The organism is Glutamicibacter sp. 2E12 (assembly GCF_050030965.1).
Classification (GTDB): domain Bacteria; phylum Actinomycetota; class Actinomycetes; order Actinomycetales; family Micrococcaceae; genus Glutamicibacter.
This window is the reverse complement of the sequence record NZ_CP188297.1, coordinates 3,116,483-3,133,653: the sequence shown is the minus strand read 5'-3', so window position 1 is coordinate 3,133,653 and position 17,171 is coordinate 3,116,483. Positions and strand designations below refer to the sequence as shown.

The window sequence follows — 17,171 nt, the reverse complement described above, 5'->3', positions numbered from 1 at the left end:
CCGGAGCCGAGGTGGATCTGCTAGTTGGCAGCGGCGATCTGGCGCAGTACGTACTGCAGGATGCCACCGTTGCGGTAGTAGTCAGCTTCACCTGGGGTGTCGATGCGCAGAACTGCGTCGAACTCGGTAACCTTGCCGTCTTGTGCGGTTGCGGTAACCTTCAGGGTCTTCGGGGTGGTGCCGTTGTTCAGCTCGGTCACGCCGGAGACAGCGAAGGTCTCGGTTCCGGTCAGACCCAGCGAATCAGCGGATTCGCCGTCTGGGAACTGCAGCGGCAGAACGCCCATGCCGATCAGGTTCGAGCGGTGGATACGCTCGAATGATTCGGTGATGACGGCCTTGACGCCCAGCAATGCGGTGCCCTTGGCAGCCCAGTCACGCGAGGAGCCCGAGCCGTATTCCTTGCCGCCAAGAACGACCAGCGGGGTGCCGGCAGCCTTGTAGTTCTCTGCAGCGTCGTAGACGTAAGCCTGCGGAGCATCAGCCTGGGTGAAGTCGCGGGTGAAGCCACCCTCGACGCCGTCCAGCAGCTGGTTCTTGATGCGGATGTTGGCGAAGGTACCGCGGATCATGACTTCGTGGTTGCCACGGCGCGAGCCGTAGGAGTTGAAGTCCTTGCGATCCACGCCGTTCTCGATCAGGTAGCGGCCAGCCGGGGTTTCCGACTTGAACGAACCTGCAGGCGAGATGTGGTCGGTGGTCACCGAGTCGCCCAGCTTCAGCAGCACGCGAGCGCCGCTGATGTCCTGGACTGGCTGCGGCTCGGCGGTCATGCCGTCGAAGTACGGTGCCTTGCGTGCGTAGGTCGACTTCTCGTCCCATGCGAAGGTCGAACCCTCCGGGGTGTCCAGTGCCTTCCAGCGAGCGTCCCCTTCGAAGACTCCGTCGTAGCCCTTGGCGAACATTTCCTTGTCGATCGACGAGTCAATGATTTCCTGGACCTCGACAGGCGATGGCCAGATGTCCTTCAGGAAGACATCGTTGCCCTCGGCGTCCTGGCCCAGTGCGTCGGTCTCGAAGTCGAAGTCCATGGTGCCAGCCAGTGCGTAGGCGATGACCAGTGGCGGGGAAGCCAGGTAGTTCATCTTCACGTCTGGGTTGATGCGGCCTTCGAAGTTGCGGTTACCCGAAAGAACTGCGGTAGCTGCGAGGTCGTTGGCGTTGATGGCCTCGGAGATCTCGGCATCCAGTGGACCGGAGTTGCCGATGCACGTTGCGCAACCGTAGCCCACAACGAAGAAGCCGAGCTTCTCCAGGTATGGCAGCAGGCCGGACTTCTCGTAGTACTCGGTAACGACCTTCGAGCCTGGCGCGACCGAAGTCTTGACCCATGGCTTGGAGGTCAGGCCCTTGTCAGCTGCGTTGCGAGCCAGTACGGCTGCGGCCAGCATGACCGAAGGGTTGGAGGTATTGGTGCACGAGGTGATCGAAGCGATCGAAACCAGGCCGTGGTCCAGGGTGAACTGGGTGCCATCTTCCTTGGTGACATCGACGGCTACCGACGGGCGGCCAGCGCCCTGGGTGTCGTCGGCGTTCGATACGTAGTTGTGCAGGTCCTTGCGGAACTGTTCCTTCGAGGAAGACAGCTCGATGCGGTCCTGTGGACGCTTCGGGCCGGCGATCGATGGAACCACGGTCGACAGATCCAGCTCGAGGTATTCCGAGAAACGGATCTCGCGGCTTGGATCGTGCCACATGCCCTGTTCCTTGGCGTAAGCCTCGACCAGTGCCACGTTCTCGTCGCTGCGGCCGGTCAGGCGCAGGTAGTCGAGGGTGACATCGTCGATCGGGAACATCGCGGCAGTGGAGCCGAATTCTGGGGACATGTTGCCGATGGTTGCACGGTTGGCCAGTGGCACTGCTGCAACGCCTTCGCCGTAGAACTCAACGAACTTGCCAACAACGCCGTGCTTGCGCAGCATTTCGGTGATGGTCAGCACCACGTCGGTTGCGGTGGCGCCAGCTGGGATCGAGCCAGCCAGCTTGAAGCCGACAACGCGTGGGATCAGCATGGAGACAGGCTGGCCGAGCATTGCTGCCTCGGCTTCGATGCCGCCAACGCCCCAACCCAGCACGCCCAGGCCGTTGACCATGGTGGTGTGGGAGTCGGTGCCTACGCAGCTATCCGGGTAAGCGCGCAGTACGCCGTTGACCTCGCGGGTCATGACGGTGCGTGCCAGGTACTCGATGTTGACCTGGTGCACGATACCGGTGCCTGGTGGGACGACCTTGAAGTCATCGAATGCAGTCTGGCCCCAGCGCAGGAACTGGTAACGCTCGCCGTTGCGCTGGTACTCGATCTCCATGTTGCGCTCGACAGCGCCTTCGAAACCGAAGGTGTCGATCTGCACGGAGTGGTCGATGACCATTTCGGCTGGTGCCAGCGGGTTAACGCGGGTTGGGTCACCGCCGAGGTCCTTGACGGCCTCGCGCATGGTTGCCAAGTCAACGACACAAGGCACGCCGGTGAAGTCCTGCATCAGCACACGTGCAGGGGTGAACTGGATTTCGGTGTTCGGCTGAGCCGAAGCATCCCACTGACCCAGTGCATTGATGTGCTCGTTGGTTACGTTCGCGCCGTCTTCGGTGCGAAGCAGGTTCTCAAGAAGAACCTTAAGGCTGTAAGGAAGGCTGTCCGAGCCTTCAACCGTATTTAGTCGGTAAATTTCGTATTCGGTTCCATTGACGTCAAGTACGCCCTTGGCACCGAAGCTGTCCACATTGCTCACGTGGGACTCCTCTCGCCAGACACTCATTCTGTTGCACACGCACACTGTAATTCCAGTTAGGAGTTCCTAACTGAGATAGTCAGGCTCCTAGCGTGGCAGAGCTAAAAACAGTCTATCGCCTAAGCTCATAAAAAGACTCCTCGGAATAAATTTTCATCCGAATTCGTGTCTAATCGGACAATTTCAGGTGTTTAACGGCGCACGAAGAGCCCGATGGACTCCATATGGTGGGTATGCGGGTACAAATCGTGAATCTCCATATGCTCTAATTCGTAGCCGCGTCCCATCAAACGCGCGGTATCACGGGCGAAAGCCGCAGGGTCGCAGGACACGTAACAAATCCGGGATGCAGCAATGGAAGCCAGCTCCCCAGCCACCTGCTTATCGATCCCGGTGCGGGGCGGGTCAAGTACCACGGCGTCCAGGGAGGCATCCCCGGCGACCTGCCGTAACACTCGCTCAACACGGCCTCGGATCACCGTGGCCTGCGAATAGGAGCGCAGATTCTTCTTCGCATCGGCATGCGTGCCCGGAGCGCCTTCAATTGAGAAGACCCGGCCCTGGGAGCCAACTGCCTTAGCCAACGGGACGGAGAACAAGCCAGCACCCGCATAGAGGTCGGCGATTTGCTCGCCAGCGGCTGGCTCGGTCAGTTCAACTACGCGCTGGGAAAGCAGGCTGGCCGCCTCTCGATGCACCTGCCAGAATCCTTCACCGGTAATCCGGAACTTCTCCCCCAGTACCTTTTCGGTCAGGAACGCCGAACCAGCCAAGGTCTGCAAGCTGCCTTTGCCGTCAGCCGCCGAGCCGCCCCGCTGGCTGAAAGCGGCGACATTGACACCCTCCGGGAACTGCTTTGCCACCTTTGCCGCGGCGCCGGTACTTGCTTCAGCCAGCAGGATCAGCACGGTCTGGTCATCCTGGCTGGATACCGCAGCCTCGACACGCTCGATTCCGCTGTAGTCCACAGAGTACAAGCCACTGGCCTCGATAGCCGGATGGGCCAATGGCATCTGCGCGATGCCGGTCAACTGGTTACTGCGGAATGCGCTCATCGCGAGCTTGCCCTGTGCGTCCACCGAATAGGACATCCGGGTACGCCAGCCCAGGCCGTCGGCCGCGCCCTTGACCGCTTGCACCGCAGGGAAGTTGTAGTCCTCCGCCTTCAGGCCGCCTAGACGGGTCATCTGCTCGGCAGCAACCTGCGACTTGAGCTCACGCTGGTGCTCAAGGGTGATGTGGCCGAACTCTGCGCCACCCACCGGGTCACGATGCTTCAGGGCATCAGCGGCATCCCAGAAGTGGGGCACGCGGTGCTCGCTGGCTTCGAGCACCTCGGCGACGTCGGCACGCCAGAATTTGGCCTCCGGCGCACTGTCCGTCAGGCACACATTCACCAGCTCTCCGGGAATGCCGTGGCGCACGAAGATCACGCGGCCCTCATGGCGGGCGACGGTGTGGCCGCCATGGGCAATCTTGCCCAGGCGGACGGTGAGCATTGGTGTTTCAGTCATCGATCTTGTCTTTCATCAGAAGCATTGAATTCAGCGGTGTGCCGAAGATTCTTCGGTCGGCCCGCCGCCCAGGGCATGCGAAGCACTGAGCAAGCGCCATGGAACCGAGGCGATCAAGACGCCCGGTTCATAGTGCAGCCGGTTTTTCACTCGTAAAGCGGTTTGGTTGTGCACCAGCTGTTCCCACCAGTGGCCCACTACGTATTCAGGGATGTACACGACGATCAGTTCCCGCGGGGATTCACGCTTGATGGAACGAATATGCTCAATCAGCGCCCCGGGGATATCGCGGTACGGAGAAGCCAGGGCGGTGATCGGCACCGGAATCTGCAGGCGTTCCCAGTCCCGGAGGGTCTTTTCGGTTTTGCTTCGTTCCACATCCACGATGATTGCTTCGAGCTTCGAGGGACGCGAAGCCCGGGCGAAGGCCAAGGCCCGCAGCACCGGCTTGCGCACGGTGGAGACCAGCACCAGTGCATGCACCCGGGAGGGCAGCGCCGTGGCGGCAACGTCCTCATCCACCGCCAGTTCGTCGTCAACCTTCTGGTAGTGGCGCTGCAGCGAATCCATGATCACCATCAATACCGCAATGCCCAGCACGGCCAACCACGCGCCGTGGACCAAGCGGGTGGCCAAGACGACCACGAGCACCAGCGCCGATAGGACCAGGCCCACCAGGTTCAGCAGGCGCTTGCGCTGCTTGGCCGCACGGATCCTGCGGTCGGCAATGGGAACCAGCACGCGTTTCCAGTGCTTGAGCATGGCCAGCTGGCTCAGCGTAAAGGAAACGAACACGCCCACCACGTACAGCTGGACCAGCAAGGTGACATCGCCTTGGAACAGCAGCACCAGTGCAATCGCGGCAACGCCCAGGGACAATATGCCGTTGGAGAAGCCCAGCCGATCACCGCGGGTACGCAGCTGGCGTGGCAGGAAGCCGTCGGTAGCCAGATGGCTGGCCAGCAGGGGGAAGGAGTTGAAGGCCTGGTTTCCGGCCAGCAGCAGCACGGCAATGGTCAGCACCGAAACAATGACCAGGCCGAAGGTGAAATCGCCGAACACGGCTTGCGCCAGCTGGCCAAGGACCGGGACCTGCACAAACCCTTCAGGGATCGGCGCACCGTCGAGCAAGAATGAGGCCTGCGGGTCGGCGACGACCTTGATGCCGGTGGCACGGGCAAGCATCAGCGTGCCAAGTGTCAGCACCCCGGAGAGCAGGCCCAGCACCAGCAGGATCCGCGCCGCGTTCTTGGCCCGCGGCTTAGCCAGGGTCTGCACGTTCGAGATCGGGACCTCGATACCGGTCAGCGCCGCCGAACCCGTACTGAAAGCACGCAGGATCAGAAGTGCACCGACGACACCGTGCAGCCCATTGGCAAACTCTTCTTCCGGCACAATCGTGAAATCCGCGCTCGGGGCAAGCCCGAGGGTACCGGTCAGCGCCATCACCCCGCCGATAGCGACCAGCAGCAGCATGCCGATCACGAAGAGGTAGACCGGAATGGCCAGGGTCCAGCGCCCTTGTCCCCTGCCGCGCAGATTACCGACCACGAGGAATGCGACAAGTCCAGCAGCCACCCAAGCCTTGTACTCGGCCACTGCAGGGAAAATGGCGGCGAGGTACAGGGCAGCTGATGAGCTGGACACAGCAACGGTGAGCACGAAGTCGACCAGCAGCGCAGCGGCGACCGCTGTTCCCGGGCGCGCACCCAGGTTCTTCTTCACGATCTCGTAGTCGCCACCGCCAGAGGGGTACTCCATGACCGATTGCCGGTAGGACAGCACCAGCACCACCAGCACGGCAAGGACAGCAAGTCCGACCATCGGCGAAAGCGCGGTGGCCGCGATGCCCGCAATGGCCAGCGTCAGCAAGATTTCGTCTGGCGCGTACGCCAAGGACGACAGGGCGCTGGACGAGAAAATCGGCAACGCGACGTTAGGTGGCAACGGCTTCTTTTTCAGCTGTTCAGTTCTGAAAGGCCGGCCCACCAAGATCCGCTTCAGACCGTCAAATAATGCAGGCACGACACAACGTTATCGCAGGGTGCAAGGCACATGGGTGCTGCACCACCGATAAACTGGGTGCGATCAGCGCTATTGTTGCATTCGGAGCACACAGCTTGTGTGCGCCACTGGACATGCAGCAAGCAGTAGACCCAAGGAGTTCTCGGTGGCACATTTCGTGATCATGGGGTGCGGACGCGTCGGTGTCTCGCTCGCCCACACGCTGGATTCAGCGGGGCATTCCGTGGCAGTCATTGACCAGGACCCGCATGCCTTCCGCCGGCTGAGCAAAGGCTTCTCAGGTTCCACGGTGACCGGCATGGGGTTCGACAAGGATACCCTGGAAGCTGCCAAAATCGATGAGGCCTATGCCTTCGCCGCCGTATCCAGCGGTGATAATTCCAACATTCTCGCCACTCGCGTATCGCGCGAAACCTATAACGTCCCCCATGTCGTGGCCCGCATCTATGATCCAGGGCGCGCCGAGATCTACCAGCGCCTGGGTATCCCCACCGTGGCCGCGGTCCGTTGGAGCACCGATCAGGTGCTGCGCCGGATCCTGCCCGACTATTCGATGCGCGGTGACTTCCGGGAGCCATCGGGGCGCCTGGTGCTTTCCGAAGTTGCCCTGCACCGCGACTGGTATGGACGGCTGGTCAAGGAGCTGGAAGCGGCCGCCGGGGTACGAGTGGCCTATCTGACCCGCTTCGGCGAAGGCACCATCCCCGAGGGCCGCACCCGATTGCAGGGCGGCGACCTGGTGCACGTGATGATGCGGCTCGATGAGTCCAAGGACATCGAAAAGATCCTTGCCAGCCCGCCGGCTGCGCAGGCCAACGAATAATCTGAGAGGCACCCCCATGAAGGTCATGATTGCCGGGGCCGGCTCGGTCGGTTCCTCCATTGCCCGCGAACTTGTGATCAACCATCACGAAGTCCTGCTTATCGACCTGCAGCCGGAAATGGCCGAGCGCGCCGACCTGGAAGCGGTGAAGTGGCTGATTGGCGATGCCTGCGAATTAGCTGTCTTGCAGCAGGCACAGCTTGAAGAGTACGACGTGGTCGTTTCGGCAACCGGCGATGACAAGGTGAACCTTGTGGTCTCGTTGCTGGCCAAGAGCGAATTCGGGATCCGTCGTACCGTAGGCCGCGTGAACAATCCGAAGAATGAGTGGATGTTCGATGACGCCTGGGGCGTAGATGTAGCGGTCAGCACCCCGCGGCTGATGACCGCGCTGGTGGAAGAAGCCGTGGAGGTGGGCGACCTGGTGCGGCTGCTGACGCTGAAGACCGGCGAGGTCTACATGGTCGAGTTCACCGTCCCGCACGATTCGGCGTTGATTGGCCGCAGCATCGGGCGCATCTCCTGGCCCGAAGACACCACCATGATGGCAGTGGTTCGCGATAAAACGCCGTTCCCGCCCAGTGCCGATGATGTGATTGAGGGTGGCGATGAAATCTTCTTCATCACCACCCCGCAAGCCGAAGCCTTGTTGCGCCGCACGCTGCGCGACGCCACCCGCTAGACGGCTTGTGCTGGAGGGCTGGTCCCGTTGCTGGCTTCTGCTGCAGGCTTCGAGACCAGCCAGGCAAACCAGAGCCCCGCTGCATACAGCGGCACCCCCATCAAGGCGCGGGCCAAGCCCAAGGCCACGACGTCATCTGCGATGTACATCGGGATCTGCACTGCAAGGCGCAGCGCGAAAACAGCAATGATGATCCAGGTGGCCACCTGGTAGCGGCGCAAGCGCGCGGGTTTCTTGCGCCACTCGGTGCCTTCATTGCGGATGAACCCGAAGAGCAGGCCGATCAGCGGCCAGCGGGCCATCACCGAAATCAGCAATCCCGCCAAGTAGGCGGCCGATACGTAGAACCCTGGAATGTAGTAGTCCTTGGCATTGCCTGAATTGCGTGCGGCGAAGGCGCAGATCAGGATGCCGATCAGCCCGGAGCCGGCCTGGATCAGCGTCGAGCGCTTGGCTAGGCGGATGATCATGAACACCACGCCAAGACTGATCGAAGCGATCAGCCCCCAGCCCAGATTGGAGGTCAGCGCGAAGACCATGATGAACACGAAACCGGGAAGCACCGTTTCCAGGATTCCGCGCACGCCACCGACGGTGGAGAGCAGATCTATCCCGCCGTCGGCATTTTGCGCGATGTTGGCGTTCGAGCCAATCATTTCCGCGAAGCTTGGATGCTTTACTTCCGGCGTGGATCCATCTTCCGGACGCGATTCGTCGTTGTTCATCATGTTTTCTTCCAGTTAGACGCCAGCATGCTCTCGTTCCCAAGACCTTGAGGGAACGCGCGGATCACCCGCGGGCCTCCGGCACGATTACGTAGCGCGGATTAAAGATCGTCGGAACTTGATCCACGGGAGCGACCATTCCCGAGTATTCCACCTTCACGCCCGGCTTGATTCCCGGAACGGATTTCTGGCCCATGAACGCCAAACGCACATGCGGTACAGTCCCGCGACGAGCAGACACCGCACCGAGCCGGTCGACCACCACCGCGGTCAGCGTGGGTGCGACGTGTGGCGCGGAATAGCTAACCGATTGGATGTAGCCCGTGTGCTCCACCCTGCCCTTGACAGGCAGCTGTTCCAAGCTGTCCAGCCGCTGGTAGCTGAGCTTTTGGCCCGAGGGGCCAAGCAGCGCAGTGACGGGTTTGTCCTTCAGCGACATGCATTAGCCGATCTGGGTGATCTCTGGTCCGCGTTCTGGACGCTTCAGCTCAGAGTTCTGCTCAGGGTTCTGCTCAGTGCCTGCCGGGCGGGCCTGCGCATTGGCCGGAACACTCAGGGGCAGGAGTTCGGCCGGTGGCAGTGGCTTGTCGCCGCGGTTGACCACGACAGTGCGCAGGATCCCGTCAACGATGCCAGCCGCTTCTTCGTCTCCAATGGCAGCGCCGCCAATGACCGCGCGCAGGAACCAGCGGTGGCCGTCGATGCCGACAAAGCGCAGGGCGACATGCCCGGCGCGACCATCAGGCAGCTGCTGCGGCACCTTGGCGAGCAGCTCCTGGCCGTAATCGCCGTCGCGGGTGAAAATTTCGCCGTTCTGGGCACTGATATCGCTCTTGATCTTGTCGCTGATGCCAGGCCACAGCGATTCGGACTTCGAGGAAGAGAAAGCCATCAGCTGGATACGCGACTCGGCGATCTCCAGCGACACCGCGATGACACGCTTGTTGGACTCTTCAACGTCCATGCGGACCTTCAAGCCTGCTACTGGCTTGATCAGGATCGAGCCGAAGTCAAGGTATTCCTGCGTATTCTCGACCTCGCTGTAGTCGAACGGGCCGTCCTTCGGCTCGGCCTCGCCCTGGCCTGCCTCAGCAGCTGGTGCGTCGACTGGCTGGTCTTGGGCTTTCTTGCGCTTGAAAATCATGGTGTCCTTAGAAAATCTCGTCTTGCACTCAAGGGTACTTACTTGGAGCTGAATCCGCCGGTCGAACCGAACCCGCCAGCGCCGCGAGCACTGCCGTCCAGCGAATCGACTTGGATGAACGCTGCCTGCTCGACTTTCTGGATTACCAGCTGGGCGATTCGGTCGCCTCGGCTGACTTCGAAAGACTCAGACGTGTCGGTATTCAGCAAGGTGACCATGATCTCACCACGGTACCCCGCGTCAACAGTACCCGGTGCATTCACAACGGTAATGCCGTGCTTAGCAGCCAAGCCGCTGCGCGGATGCACGAGACCGACATAGCCATGCGGGATGGCCAGCGCAATGCCTGTTGGAATGAGCGCGCGGGCGCCAGGCTCCAGCACCAGCGACTCGCGAGCATGCAAGTCAGCACCGGCATCTGACGGATGCGCGTAGCTGGGAACCGGCAGGTCGGTGTCAAGCATCTTGATGGCAATGGAAATTGATGGCTCACTCATCGGTGTAGGTCTTCCCCCGGAGTTATGTGAAATAGTCACTCGATAGTTTCTCGTGGCTAACTCTATCGCGCGCGCAGGGCAATCCCCTGCCGCCAGCCCCGAGGTCATGGAACCAGGAAATATTGCCTAAACTTGGAACCATGAGTAATTCCAGCCCCGAGGGTTCGAACGTCCTGTACAGCGAAAAGCTCTGGCCATCGGCCAGCACCTGGATTTGGCCGATCATCATTTCCATCACCGCAGGTATCGCAGTAGCACCGATTAACAGCATCCTTGGATGGGTTGCCGGTGGCGTAGTTTTGATTTCACTGGTCGCGGTGTTCCTGCTGCGCGTGCCAGCCATCGAAGTCACCGATGATCTGGTCACCGTTGGCCGGGCCAGCATTGAACGCAAGTACATCGGCAACGTCGTCGGCTACCGTGGCGACGAAGCTTTCAAGCAGCGTGGACAGAAGCTTCACGGCTTGGCCTACATGCTGTTGCGTGGCTGGATCGACGGTGCCGTGCGCATGGAAGTGACCGACGAGCGAGACACCACGCCGTACTGGCTGACTTCCACCCGCCGTCCCGAAGAGCTGGCTGCCGCACTCTCGGGCGTGATGTACGAATTCACCGAGGAAGGCAAGGCCGAAGCAGCCAAGCAGGAACAGGCAGAAGACGCTTCAGGCGAATAGCATTCACGGCTCCATGGAATAAAGCGATGGCGTCCTGGACCTTCCGGTCCAGGACGCCATCGCTGTCAGAACTGTTGCGTAAGCTTCCTACCCTTCGCACTCGCTGCAGAATTTCTGCCCGTTGTCTTCACGGGCCAGCTGCGTGCGGTGACGCACCATGAAGCAAGATGCGCAGGTGAACTCGTCTGCCTGCTCCGGCAGGATCTCGATGCTCGCTTCTTCCTGCGATGCTTCGCCGCCGGGCAAAACATATTCCTCAGCCAAGGGTGTTTCGGCCTCATCGACCAGGTTGGCCATGGCTGCGGTCTTGCCTGCCTTGAGCTGAGCGATTTCCTTGGCTCGTTCCGCTTCTGACATTGCCACGGGTGCAGCAGATTCATTTGCCATAATCGTTTTTCGCTCTTTCCTGCAGGTCTTCGTCCTAGCCGGCTGCTTCACAAGGTGAAAACTTATACCGGCATAGAAGTATAGCGTTATTCCGGGTCATCCATTCCCGTTCTTGCCACGCTATGCCATGGGCGGAAGGTTCAAGGAATTACTGCGTGAGGTTGATGACTAATCTTGCGCCACACCCTGCGCGGTGGTAGGAATTCAGGCCTCGAGGTGGCAGAGTTTTACACAGGAAATAGAGCGTGTGGAGGGTAGGAATGCGTCAGCTGAGACTGGTAGGAATTCATGAAAATGGTTCCAGCCTGCAGGTCAGCAGCGACGACGGGATGAGCTTCGAGCTACCTGTTGACGATGCACTGCGCAGTGCAATGGCCGAAATTGCCCGTTCGCGGGCTCCAAGGAACCGTGAGGAGTCCTCGGTCCATTCGCCGCGCGAAATTCAAGCGCGAGTGCGCGCTGGTGCTTCCGCCTACGACCTGTCTCTCGAGTGGGATATCCCAGTCGAGGACATCGTCAAGTACGAAGGTCCGGTACTGGCTGAGCGCGAGCACATCGCCGAGCTAGCACGTCGTGTCGAGGTTTCAGGACCACAAACCGATGCCGAATACCGCGAAGTATTCGGCGAAGAGCCTGCGGATCTTGGTTCCATGGTGGTCCACCGCCTGCACCAGCTGCACATCGACGCCGACTCGGCTCGATGGAACGCATGGAAAGATCCAGAAGGCCAATGGATCGTTACCGTGCAGTTCGATTCCCCGCTGCCGACCGAGAATGTCGAGTCCCTGGGCTCGGATTCCACTGAAGCTTCCTCGAACAGTGCGCGGTGGGCATTCACCCCGGCACGCAAGTCGTTGAAAAATCTGAACCGCTGGGCACAAACCTTGAGCGAACAGGTGGCCCCTGAATACTTTCGCCCGGTCTCTGCGCTGAACCAGCCAGAGCCTGAGCCGGCTCCTGCAGCCAGCACCCCGGAACCGGATGAGACCGAAGAACTGGTCACGTTGCTGAACGCTCGTCGTGGGCAGCGCACGAAGGACCAGGATCCGGAGCGCGAGTCACGCTACAACGAGATCATCGAACGCAGCATGAGCAAGTACGACGCCGACGATGAGGACTCGCTGCCGCACCTTCCGCAAGGAATTTCGGCACGCACTTCGCAGCTGGTGGTCGTCACCGATCAGGATGCCGGCGGTGCGAGCAGCGCTGAGGACAAGCCGTCCGAGCAGAATGCCGAGGAGTCCGCTCCGCGCAAGGCCAAGCGGTCTTCGGTTCCCAGCTGGGATGACATCATGTTCGGCAAACGCAAGAAGGACACCGATTCCTGACGCGCCGCCGAGCTAGAGCGCATACGGGTGCGGGAGCAGCATTGATTCAATGCTGCTCCCGCACCCGTATGCGCTCGTTCCGTTGAGAACTAGGTGGTGCGGTGCACCAGCAGCGGGATGAAGCGCTCCCCCGCAGTGAGCGATCCGTGCTGCCCTACCATGTCAAACGCCATCGGCGTAACGCGTCGGCCGTCGTAGAAAGCGATAGCTTCCGCTGCCAGAATCATCAGATCACCCAGCCGGGCTGCATGCTCTTCGTTAATGGCGCCGAAGTAGCCCAGTTCAATGGCTTCCTCGCGCGTCATCACCCAGGCTTTGGTGCCGTAGGCCTGCTGCCAGGCCTCGCGTACGCGTAACCGGCTAGCCGCGTCGGTCTGCGTGTCGAAGGTCAATTGGACTCCACGAGGTTCGCCGCTGGTCAGCTCCACGCCTTCGATAAGCTCCGGCTGCTGGCTGTAGTCGATGCGTTGGGATGCGGGGATGTCCACCATTCCATGGTCACCGGTAATCAGCACCGTGGTTTCTTCTGGCAGCTTGGACACCAGGTTTTTAATGACGTAATCCAGTTCTTCGAGCGTGTCCCGCCATTGGCTGGAGTCCACGCCGAATTTGTGTCCGACCTTGTCCAATTCATTGAAGTACGTGTAGACCAGCGAATTGCGATTCGACTCGAAGATGGTTCGGGTAGCACGCGCACGGGCCGCAGGCTGGTTCGCCGGCACGAATTTGGGGCCGCGCAACGACGCGCGAGTCAGGGCCGACTTGGCGAACATCGGAATAGACACGGTGGCCACGTGGATGCCGTGCTCGGCGACTTTCTGGAAAACGGTCGGGCGAGTCTGCCACGCTTCGGGGTCCAAGTCCCCTGGCCATCCTCCGAGCTGGTTAACTACACGGCGCTTGGCCGGATCGATGACGTCATAGCCAACCATTCCATGTTCACCGGGAGCCAGGCCCGTGGCCAGGCTGCTCAGGGAAGTCGCGGTGGTCGAGGGGAATCCCGTTCCCAGCTTCTGCCCCTTTTCGAACAAGCCGCGCAGAAAGGGTGCATGCCCGAGATGGCTTTTGAGCTGGTTCCAGCCCAGTCCGTCAACCATAATCAGTGCCACACGTTTTGTCGGGGCAAAGCCCAAAGCGTTCTCGTAGCCCGGAACGCCCATTGCAGCGGCTGCCGACGGAAGGATCTCCGACAGCGTAGCTTGGCCGTATTTCGGCGCGTCCGGGATTTTCTGTGCCGGGACAGGCAGGTTGCTGCGTTTCTGTTCCTCGATCATGCTCAGGCGATCGTGGCCAGGCGCAGGCGGACAGCGAATTCCCGGGCCTTGTTCACGGCCTGCTGGCCGTCGGCCTCGGCGCTGACGCGGATGACCAAGTCCTCAGGCTGCGAGGTGCCATTCAGCCCATGGTCGGCATCGCACTGCGGATCGGCGCAGGCGGCAGGGGCCAGATCAATCCGCTTGGTTCCGTTCCAGGACAGTCCAAAGGTCAATTCCTTGACTGGATCAGCGGCCGAGTAATGCTGCGGCTGGTGGTAGACGTAACTGGTGGCAACCGAGGCGATGCGGGCCAGGGAAATCATTTCGACGGAGACCTGCGCCATGACGTCCTTGCCGTGGTCGTCAAGCTGCTGGTCATCGACGTGCACGATGAAAAGCACCTTTTCACTCATCACCATAACGGTGATATGGCGGTGCACTTCGGTATGGTCGAAGTGAGTTTCCAGATGTACATAGTGGTCAAGCACTGGTTGGCCCATCATGGCTTCAGCCAGTACATCCTGGACCATCTGCGGATAAAAACCCGCACGGACCAGATCATGCTGAAGCTCAGCGCCAGGAGTGGTCGAATACGTTGGAGAACTCATGCCCCAATTCTACTCAGTCGCCACAGGCAATTCACGTTTCGGCGATTGCACTCAGTTACGCAATGCCCGGCGGACGCTATCGGTGCGTTGCTCAGCGTTGCTGATCTGGATGTTCACCGCCAGCACGCTCAACGAATCGGTGGCAACGGTGATCGGCGCGAATTTGGCAACGGTCACTTCAGGATGGTTGTCCTTGAACAGCGAAACGCGGGTGATGAAGTCCTTCAGGGCATCAAGATCCACCGCCGGCAATCCCTGGTAGCCGAAGAGCCGCACGCTGCTGCGCGGACGGCGGATGAGCTGTTCCAGGTCATGGGTGGAGAACGGCGCCACGCCGTGGGCCCAATCATCGAGCAGGTTTACCGGATCGCCGCTGAGCCCGAAGGAAATGACTGGACCAAGCAACGGGTCTTCCACGGCCTTGACCACGCAAGCCTGGCCAGCAGGAGCCATGCTCTGCACTTCCAGGGAGTCCACGCCGTAAACCGCCATCAGCGACTTCATATGCGTGAAGTTCGCTTCCAGGCTCTGCTTGTCCGGGATGCTCAAGCGCACGCCGCCCAAGTCCAGGCGTTGGCGCAGATCAGGGTCGTTGGCTTTCAGTGCCACCGGCCAGCCGAATTCTTCGGCCGCCGCAACAGCTTCTTCTGCGGTGTGCACCACCCGATGGGACAGGAACTTGATCCCGTAGAAGTCCAGCAGCTTCTGCACCTGCGCGTCGTCCAATTCCAGCAGGTTGGTCCCCGAGATGGTCTGCACCAATTCATCAAGGTACTCCGCGGCACCGTCCACGTCGATTCCAGCTGGATCCTTCATCGGCTCGTAGGGAACGTCAACCCACTGCTGGTATCCATAGGCCTTGGCCAGGGCGCCGATGACGGTGGTTGGCGAGGTGTATACCGGAATCCCCTGCTTCAGGCCGCCAGTAATTTTCGTATCCGCCAGGCCCGGAACCAATGCCACCACTGGTTTTGGCTGGCCAATGAACTCCTTGGCGACCTTCAGAACTGCGCTGGTATCCAGCTCCGAGTAGGGCAGGTGCGCCAGCAAGATGGTGTGGACCTGCGGGTCTTCCACCAGTTCCTTGATCCGGGCGCGCAGCACCGGAATGGCCTTGGACTGGCCAATGCTGTAGTCCAGCTCTTCGCTCTGCACGACGGTGTTCAGGTTCCTGTCCTCGGCGACGTCGCACACCACCTCTGCGATGGTCGAGGAGTTGGACAGGATCGCAACGTTCGGGCCCTTCGGCGCAGGGAAGACCGAAAGCAGGGCCGTGACATCCAGCAGCTCTTCTGATGAACGCACGCGAATCACGCCAGACTGGCGAAGAATTGCGTTCATTGCACCTGGTGGCGCTTGGCCTACGCGCACCGAGTGGCCCGGTGGAAGCCGGCGGCCCATCACATCAGATTTAGCCACGATCACAGGCTTGCTGCGGGCCAGACGCCGGGCGATGCGTGCGAACTTGCGTGGGTTGCCAAAGGATTCCAGGTACAACGCGACGACATGGGTACGCGGGTCGTCTTCAAAGAACTGCATCGCATCGTTGCCGGATACGTCAGCGCGCAGGCCTGCGGAAATGGCGCTGCTGGGGCCAACACCTTGCTGCAAGGCCACACCCTGGATGATTGTGCCCATGGCGGCCGACTGGGTGAAGAATCCGACGTTTCCGGATGGCGGAACGTGGTGGCTTCCGGTGGCATACAGCTTCACCTGCGGGTCAGTATTCATCAGCCCGGCGGAACCCGGCCCTACCACCCGCATGCCGTTGGCACGAGCCAGCGACACAAGTTCACGCTGGGCACTCAACCCTTCCGGAGTTTCGTAGCCGGTGGTCATGATGACCAGGGATTTGACCCCGTGGGTGGCGCAGTCCCCGATGGCTTCCATGACCCCTTCGCGCGGAATGCACAGGAAGGCGACATCCACCGGTCCCGGGATTTCGGTGATCTTCCCATAGGCCACCATGCCGCCCACTTCCAAGGCCGCATCGTTCACCGCATACACGGCACCGGTGTACCCGGATTCCACAATTTGTTCCAGCACGTCGTGCCCCAGCTTGCCCCAGGTGCGGCTGGCTCCGATGACGGCAACGGACCTAGGCGCCAGGAGAGCAGCAACACTGCTCGCCTCGGCGCGGTGTTCTCGCGCCTCGGTCACTTCGCGGGATTTCTCGGTGGGACTGATGGAAAATTCGAGCATGACTACGCCGTCTTCAAAATGCCGTGCGACCGCGTACCCGGCATCGGAGAAGACGGTGAGCATCTTCCGGTTCTCTGGAAGAACCTCGGCCGAGAACTTCTCGATGTCGTTTTCACGGGCCGCCGCGGCCAGATGCTCCAAGAGGATCGAGCCGATACCAGTGCCCTGGTATTCGTCCGAGACGTTGAAGGCGACTTCCGCCTCCCTCGGGTCATCCAAGCGGTCGTAGCGGCCGACGCCGATGATCCTTGCGCCACGAACCACTGTGAAGGCGACGCGATTCACATGGTCGACATTGGTGAACCGTTCGAGCTCTTTAGGGGTCAGTGACGACTTATACGTAAAATAGCGTAAGTAGACTGACGTCTCAGACTGCTGCTTGTGCATCTCCTGGAGCGCTTGGGCATCCTGCGGAGTAATCGGCCGCAGGTGTGCAGTTGTCCCATCGCGAAGCACAACATCTGCTTCCCAATGCGCCGGATATGCCGCCGAAAGTTTACGATCCACCATAGGCTTAGGATAGTCGGCAGTTCGGCGTTGCGCCCAGATGCAACACGAAGATTCGGCAGTTCCGGCC

The 17,171-nt window shown here is 60.7% G+C and carries 15 protein-coding genes; 4 read left to right on the top strand and 11 right to left on the bottom strand.

Translation table 11 applies throughout. The annotated features are described in order from the left end of the window. Positions 1-20: 20 nt before the first annotated feature. The 3 genes from acnA to ACP3TE_RS14655 all read right to left on the bottom strand — a co-directional run bounded on the left by acnA (position 21) and on the right by ACP3TE_RS14655 (position 6,268). A complete protein-coding gene (gene acnA, locus ACP3TE_RS14665; RefSeq protein ID WP_426734045.1) occupies positions 21-2,756 on the bottom strand; it encodes an aconitate hydratase AcnA in 2,736 nt (911 codons plus the stop codon). 164 nt (positions 2,757-2,920) lie between these two features. Next, on the bottom strand, positions 2,921-4,243 hold the full coding sequence (locus tag ACP3TE_RS14660; RefSeq protein ID WP_426734042.1) for a class I SAM-dependent RNA methyltransferase: 1,323 nt from the start codon (positions 4,241-4,243) through the stop codon (positions 2,921-2,923). Between the two features lie 30 nt (positions 4,244-4,273). Next, the gene (locus ACP3TE_RS14655; protein WP_426734040.1) at positions 4,274-6,268 is read right to left on the bottom strand and encodes an APC family permease; all 1,995 of its coding nucleotides are present in this window, start codon (positions 6,266-6,268) and stop codon (positions 4,274-4,276) included. A 145-nt stretch (positions 6,269-6,413) separates the two neighbouring features. Between ACP3TE_RS14655 and ACP3TE_RS14650 the strand changes: the two genes are divergently transcribed. Together ACP3TE_RS14650 and ACP3TE_RS14645 are read left to right on the top strand one after the other, a co-directional pair. Further along, positions 6,414-7,091, top strand: coding sequence for a potassium channel family protein (locus ACP3TE_RS14650; protein ID WP_332731217.1), 678 nt, complete (start codon positions 6,414-6,416; stop codon positions 7,089-7,091). A gap of 16 nt (positions 7,092-7,107) precedes the next feature. Beyond that, positions 7,108-7,773, top strand: coding sequence for a potassium channel family protein (locus ACP3TE_RS14645; RefSeq protein ID WP_105656752.1), 666 nt, complete (start codon positions 7,108-7,110; stop codon positions 7,771-7,773). Here the strand turns inward: ACP3TE_RS14645 and ACP3TE_RS14640 are convergent. The 4 genes from ACP3TE_RS14640 to dut all read right to left on the bottom strand — a co-directional run bounded on the left by ACP3TE_RS14640 (position 7,770) and on the right by dut (position 10,139). Further along, positions 7,770-8,501, bottom strand: a complete 732-nt coding sequence (locus ACP3TE_RS14640; RefSeq protein WP_426734038.1) for a DUF3159 domain-containing protein — start codon at positions 8,499-8,501, stop codon at positions 7,770-7,772. The two genes, ACP3TE_RS14645 and ACP3TE_RS14640, sit on opposite strands and share 4 nt — an antisense overlap. Positions 8,502-8,562: 61 nt before the next feature. Next, entirely contained in the window at positions 8,563-8,937 is a 375-nt protein-coding gene (locus tag ACP3TE_RS14635) for a hypothetical protein (RefSeq protein WP_105656753.1), read from the bottom strand. A 3-nt stretch (positions 8,938-8,940) separates the two neighbouring features. Next, positions 8,941-9,642: a DUF3710 domain-containing protein gene (locus ACP3TE_RS14630; protein ID WP_105656754.1), complete on the bottom strand. Its 702-nt coding sequence runs from the start codon at positions 9,640-9,642 to the stop codon at positions 8,941-8,943. A gap of 38 nt (positions 9,643-9,680) precedes the next feature. Further along, positions 9,681-10,139: a dUTP diphosphatase gene (dut, locus tag ACP3TE_RS14625; protein WP_426734036.1), complete on the bottom strand. Its 459-nt coding sequence runs from the start codon at positions 10,137-10,139 to the stop codon at positions 9,681-9,683. A gap of 140 nt (positions 10,140-10,279) precedes the next feature. On the opposite strand from dut, the gene ACP3TE_RS14620 reads away from it, so the two are divergent. Then, positions 10,280-10,813 (top strand): DUF3093 domain-containing protein, encoded by a 534-nt coding sequence (locus ACP3TE_RS14620; protein ID WP_133834266.1) that lies wholly within the window; start codon positions 10,280-10,282, stop codon positions 10,811-10,813. A gap of 87 nt (positions 10,814-10,900) precedes the next feature. On the opposite strand, the gene ACP3TE_RS14615 is transcribed toward ACP3TE_RS14620, so the two are convergent. Continuing rightward, complete coding sequence (locus ACP3TE_RS14615) at positions 10,901-11,200, bottom strand: DUF4193 family protein (RefSeq protein WP_105656757.1); 300 nt, start codon at positions 11,198-11,200, stop codon at positions 10,901-10,903. A 260-nt stretch (positions 11,201-11,460) separates the two neighbouring features. On the opposite strand from ACP3TE_RS14615, the gene sepH reads away from it, so the two are divergent. After that, complete coding sequence (gene sepH / locus ACP3TE_RS14610; protein WP_426734034.1) at positions 11,461-12,528, top strand: septation protein SepH; 1,068 nt, start codon at positions 11,461-11,463, stop codon at positions 12,526-12,528. An 89-nt stretch (positions 12,529-12,617) separates the two neighbouring features. Here the strand turns inward: sepH and ACP3TE_RS14605 are convergent, their stop codons facing one another. From ACP3TE_RS14605 to ACP3TE_RS14595, 3 genes are read right to left on the bottom strand one after another with little or no spacing between them, the layout of a single operon-like run. Further along, entirely contained in the window at positions 12,618-13,802 is a 1,185-nt protein-coding gene (locus ACP3TE_RS14605) for an alkaline phosphatase family protein (protein ID WP_426734032.1), read from the bottom strand. Positions 13,803-13,804: 2 nt separating this feature from the next. Beyond that, entirely contained in the window at positions 13,805-14,392 is a 588-nt protein-coding gene (locus ACP3TE_RS14600; protein ID WP_105656760.1) for a DUF5998 family protein, read from the bottom strand. Positions 14,393-14,443: 51 nt separating this feature from the next. Beyond that, positions 14,444-17,104 (bottom strand): GNAT family N-acetyltransferase, encoded by a 2,661-nt coding sequence (locus ACP3TE_RS14595; RefSeq protein WP_332594680.1) that lies wholly within the window; start codon positions 17,102-17,104, stop codon positions 14,444-14,446. Positions 17,105-17,171 lie beyond the last annotated feature (67 nt).

Excerpts from the sequence above, each read along its gene's own strand:
- acnA (WP_426734045.1), bottom strand. The coding sequence starts at position 2,756 with ATGAGTGTCTGGCGAGAGGAGTCCCACGTGAGCAATGTGGACAGCTTC.
- ACP3TE_RS14660 (WP_426734042.1), bottom strand. The coding sequence starts at position 4,243 with ATGACTGAAACACCAATGCTCACCGTCCGCCTGGGCAAGATTGCCCAT.
- ACP3TE_RS14645 (WP_105656752.1), top strand. The coding sequence starts at position 7,108 with ATGAAGGTCATGATTGCCGGGGCCGGCTCGGTCGGTTCCTCCATTGCC.
- ACP3TE_RS14640 (WP_426734038.1), bottom strand. The coding sequence starts at position 8,501 with ATGATGAACAACGACGAATCGCGTCCGGAAGATGGATCCACGCCGGAA.
- ACP3TE_RS14635 (WP_105656753.1), bottom strand. The coding sequence starts at position 8,937 with ATGTCGCTGAAGGACAAACCCGTCACTGCGCTGCTTGGCCCCTCGGGC.
- ACP3TE_RS14630 (WP_105656754.1), bottom strand. The coding sequence starts at position 9,642 with ATGATTTTCAAGCGCAAGAAAGCCCAAGACCAGCCAGTCGACGCACCA.
- dut (WP_426734036.1), bottom strand. The coding sequence starts at position 10,139 with ATGAGTGAGCCATCAATTTCCATTGCCATCAAGATGCTTGACACCGAC.
- ACP3TE_RS14620 (WP_133834266.1), top strand. The coding sequence starts at position 10,280 with ATGAGTAATTCCAGCCCCGAGGGTTCGAACGTCCTGTACAGCGAAAAG.
- ACP3TE_RS14615 (WP_105656757.1), bottom strand. The coding sequence starts at position 11,200 with ATGGCAAATGAATCTGCTGCACCCGTGGCAATGTCAGAAGCGGAACGA.
- sepH (WP_426734034.1), top strand. The coding sequence starts at position 11,461 with ATGCGTCAGCTGAGACTGGTAGGAATTCATGAAAATGGTTCCAGCCTG.
- ACP3TE_RS14605 (WP_426734032.1), bottom strand. The coding sequence starts at position 13,802 with ATGATCGAGGAACAGAAACGCAGCAACCTGCCTGTCCCGGCACAGAAA.
- ACP3TE_RS14600 (WP_105656760.1), bottom strand. The coding sequence starts at position 14,392 with ATGAGTTCTCCAACGTATTCGACCACTCCTGGCGCTGAGCTTCAGCAT.
- ACP3TE_RS14595 (WP_332594680.1), bottom strand. The coding sequence starts at position 17,104 with ATGGTGGATCGTAAACTTTCGGCGGCATATCCGGCGCATTGGGAAGCA.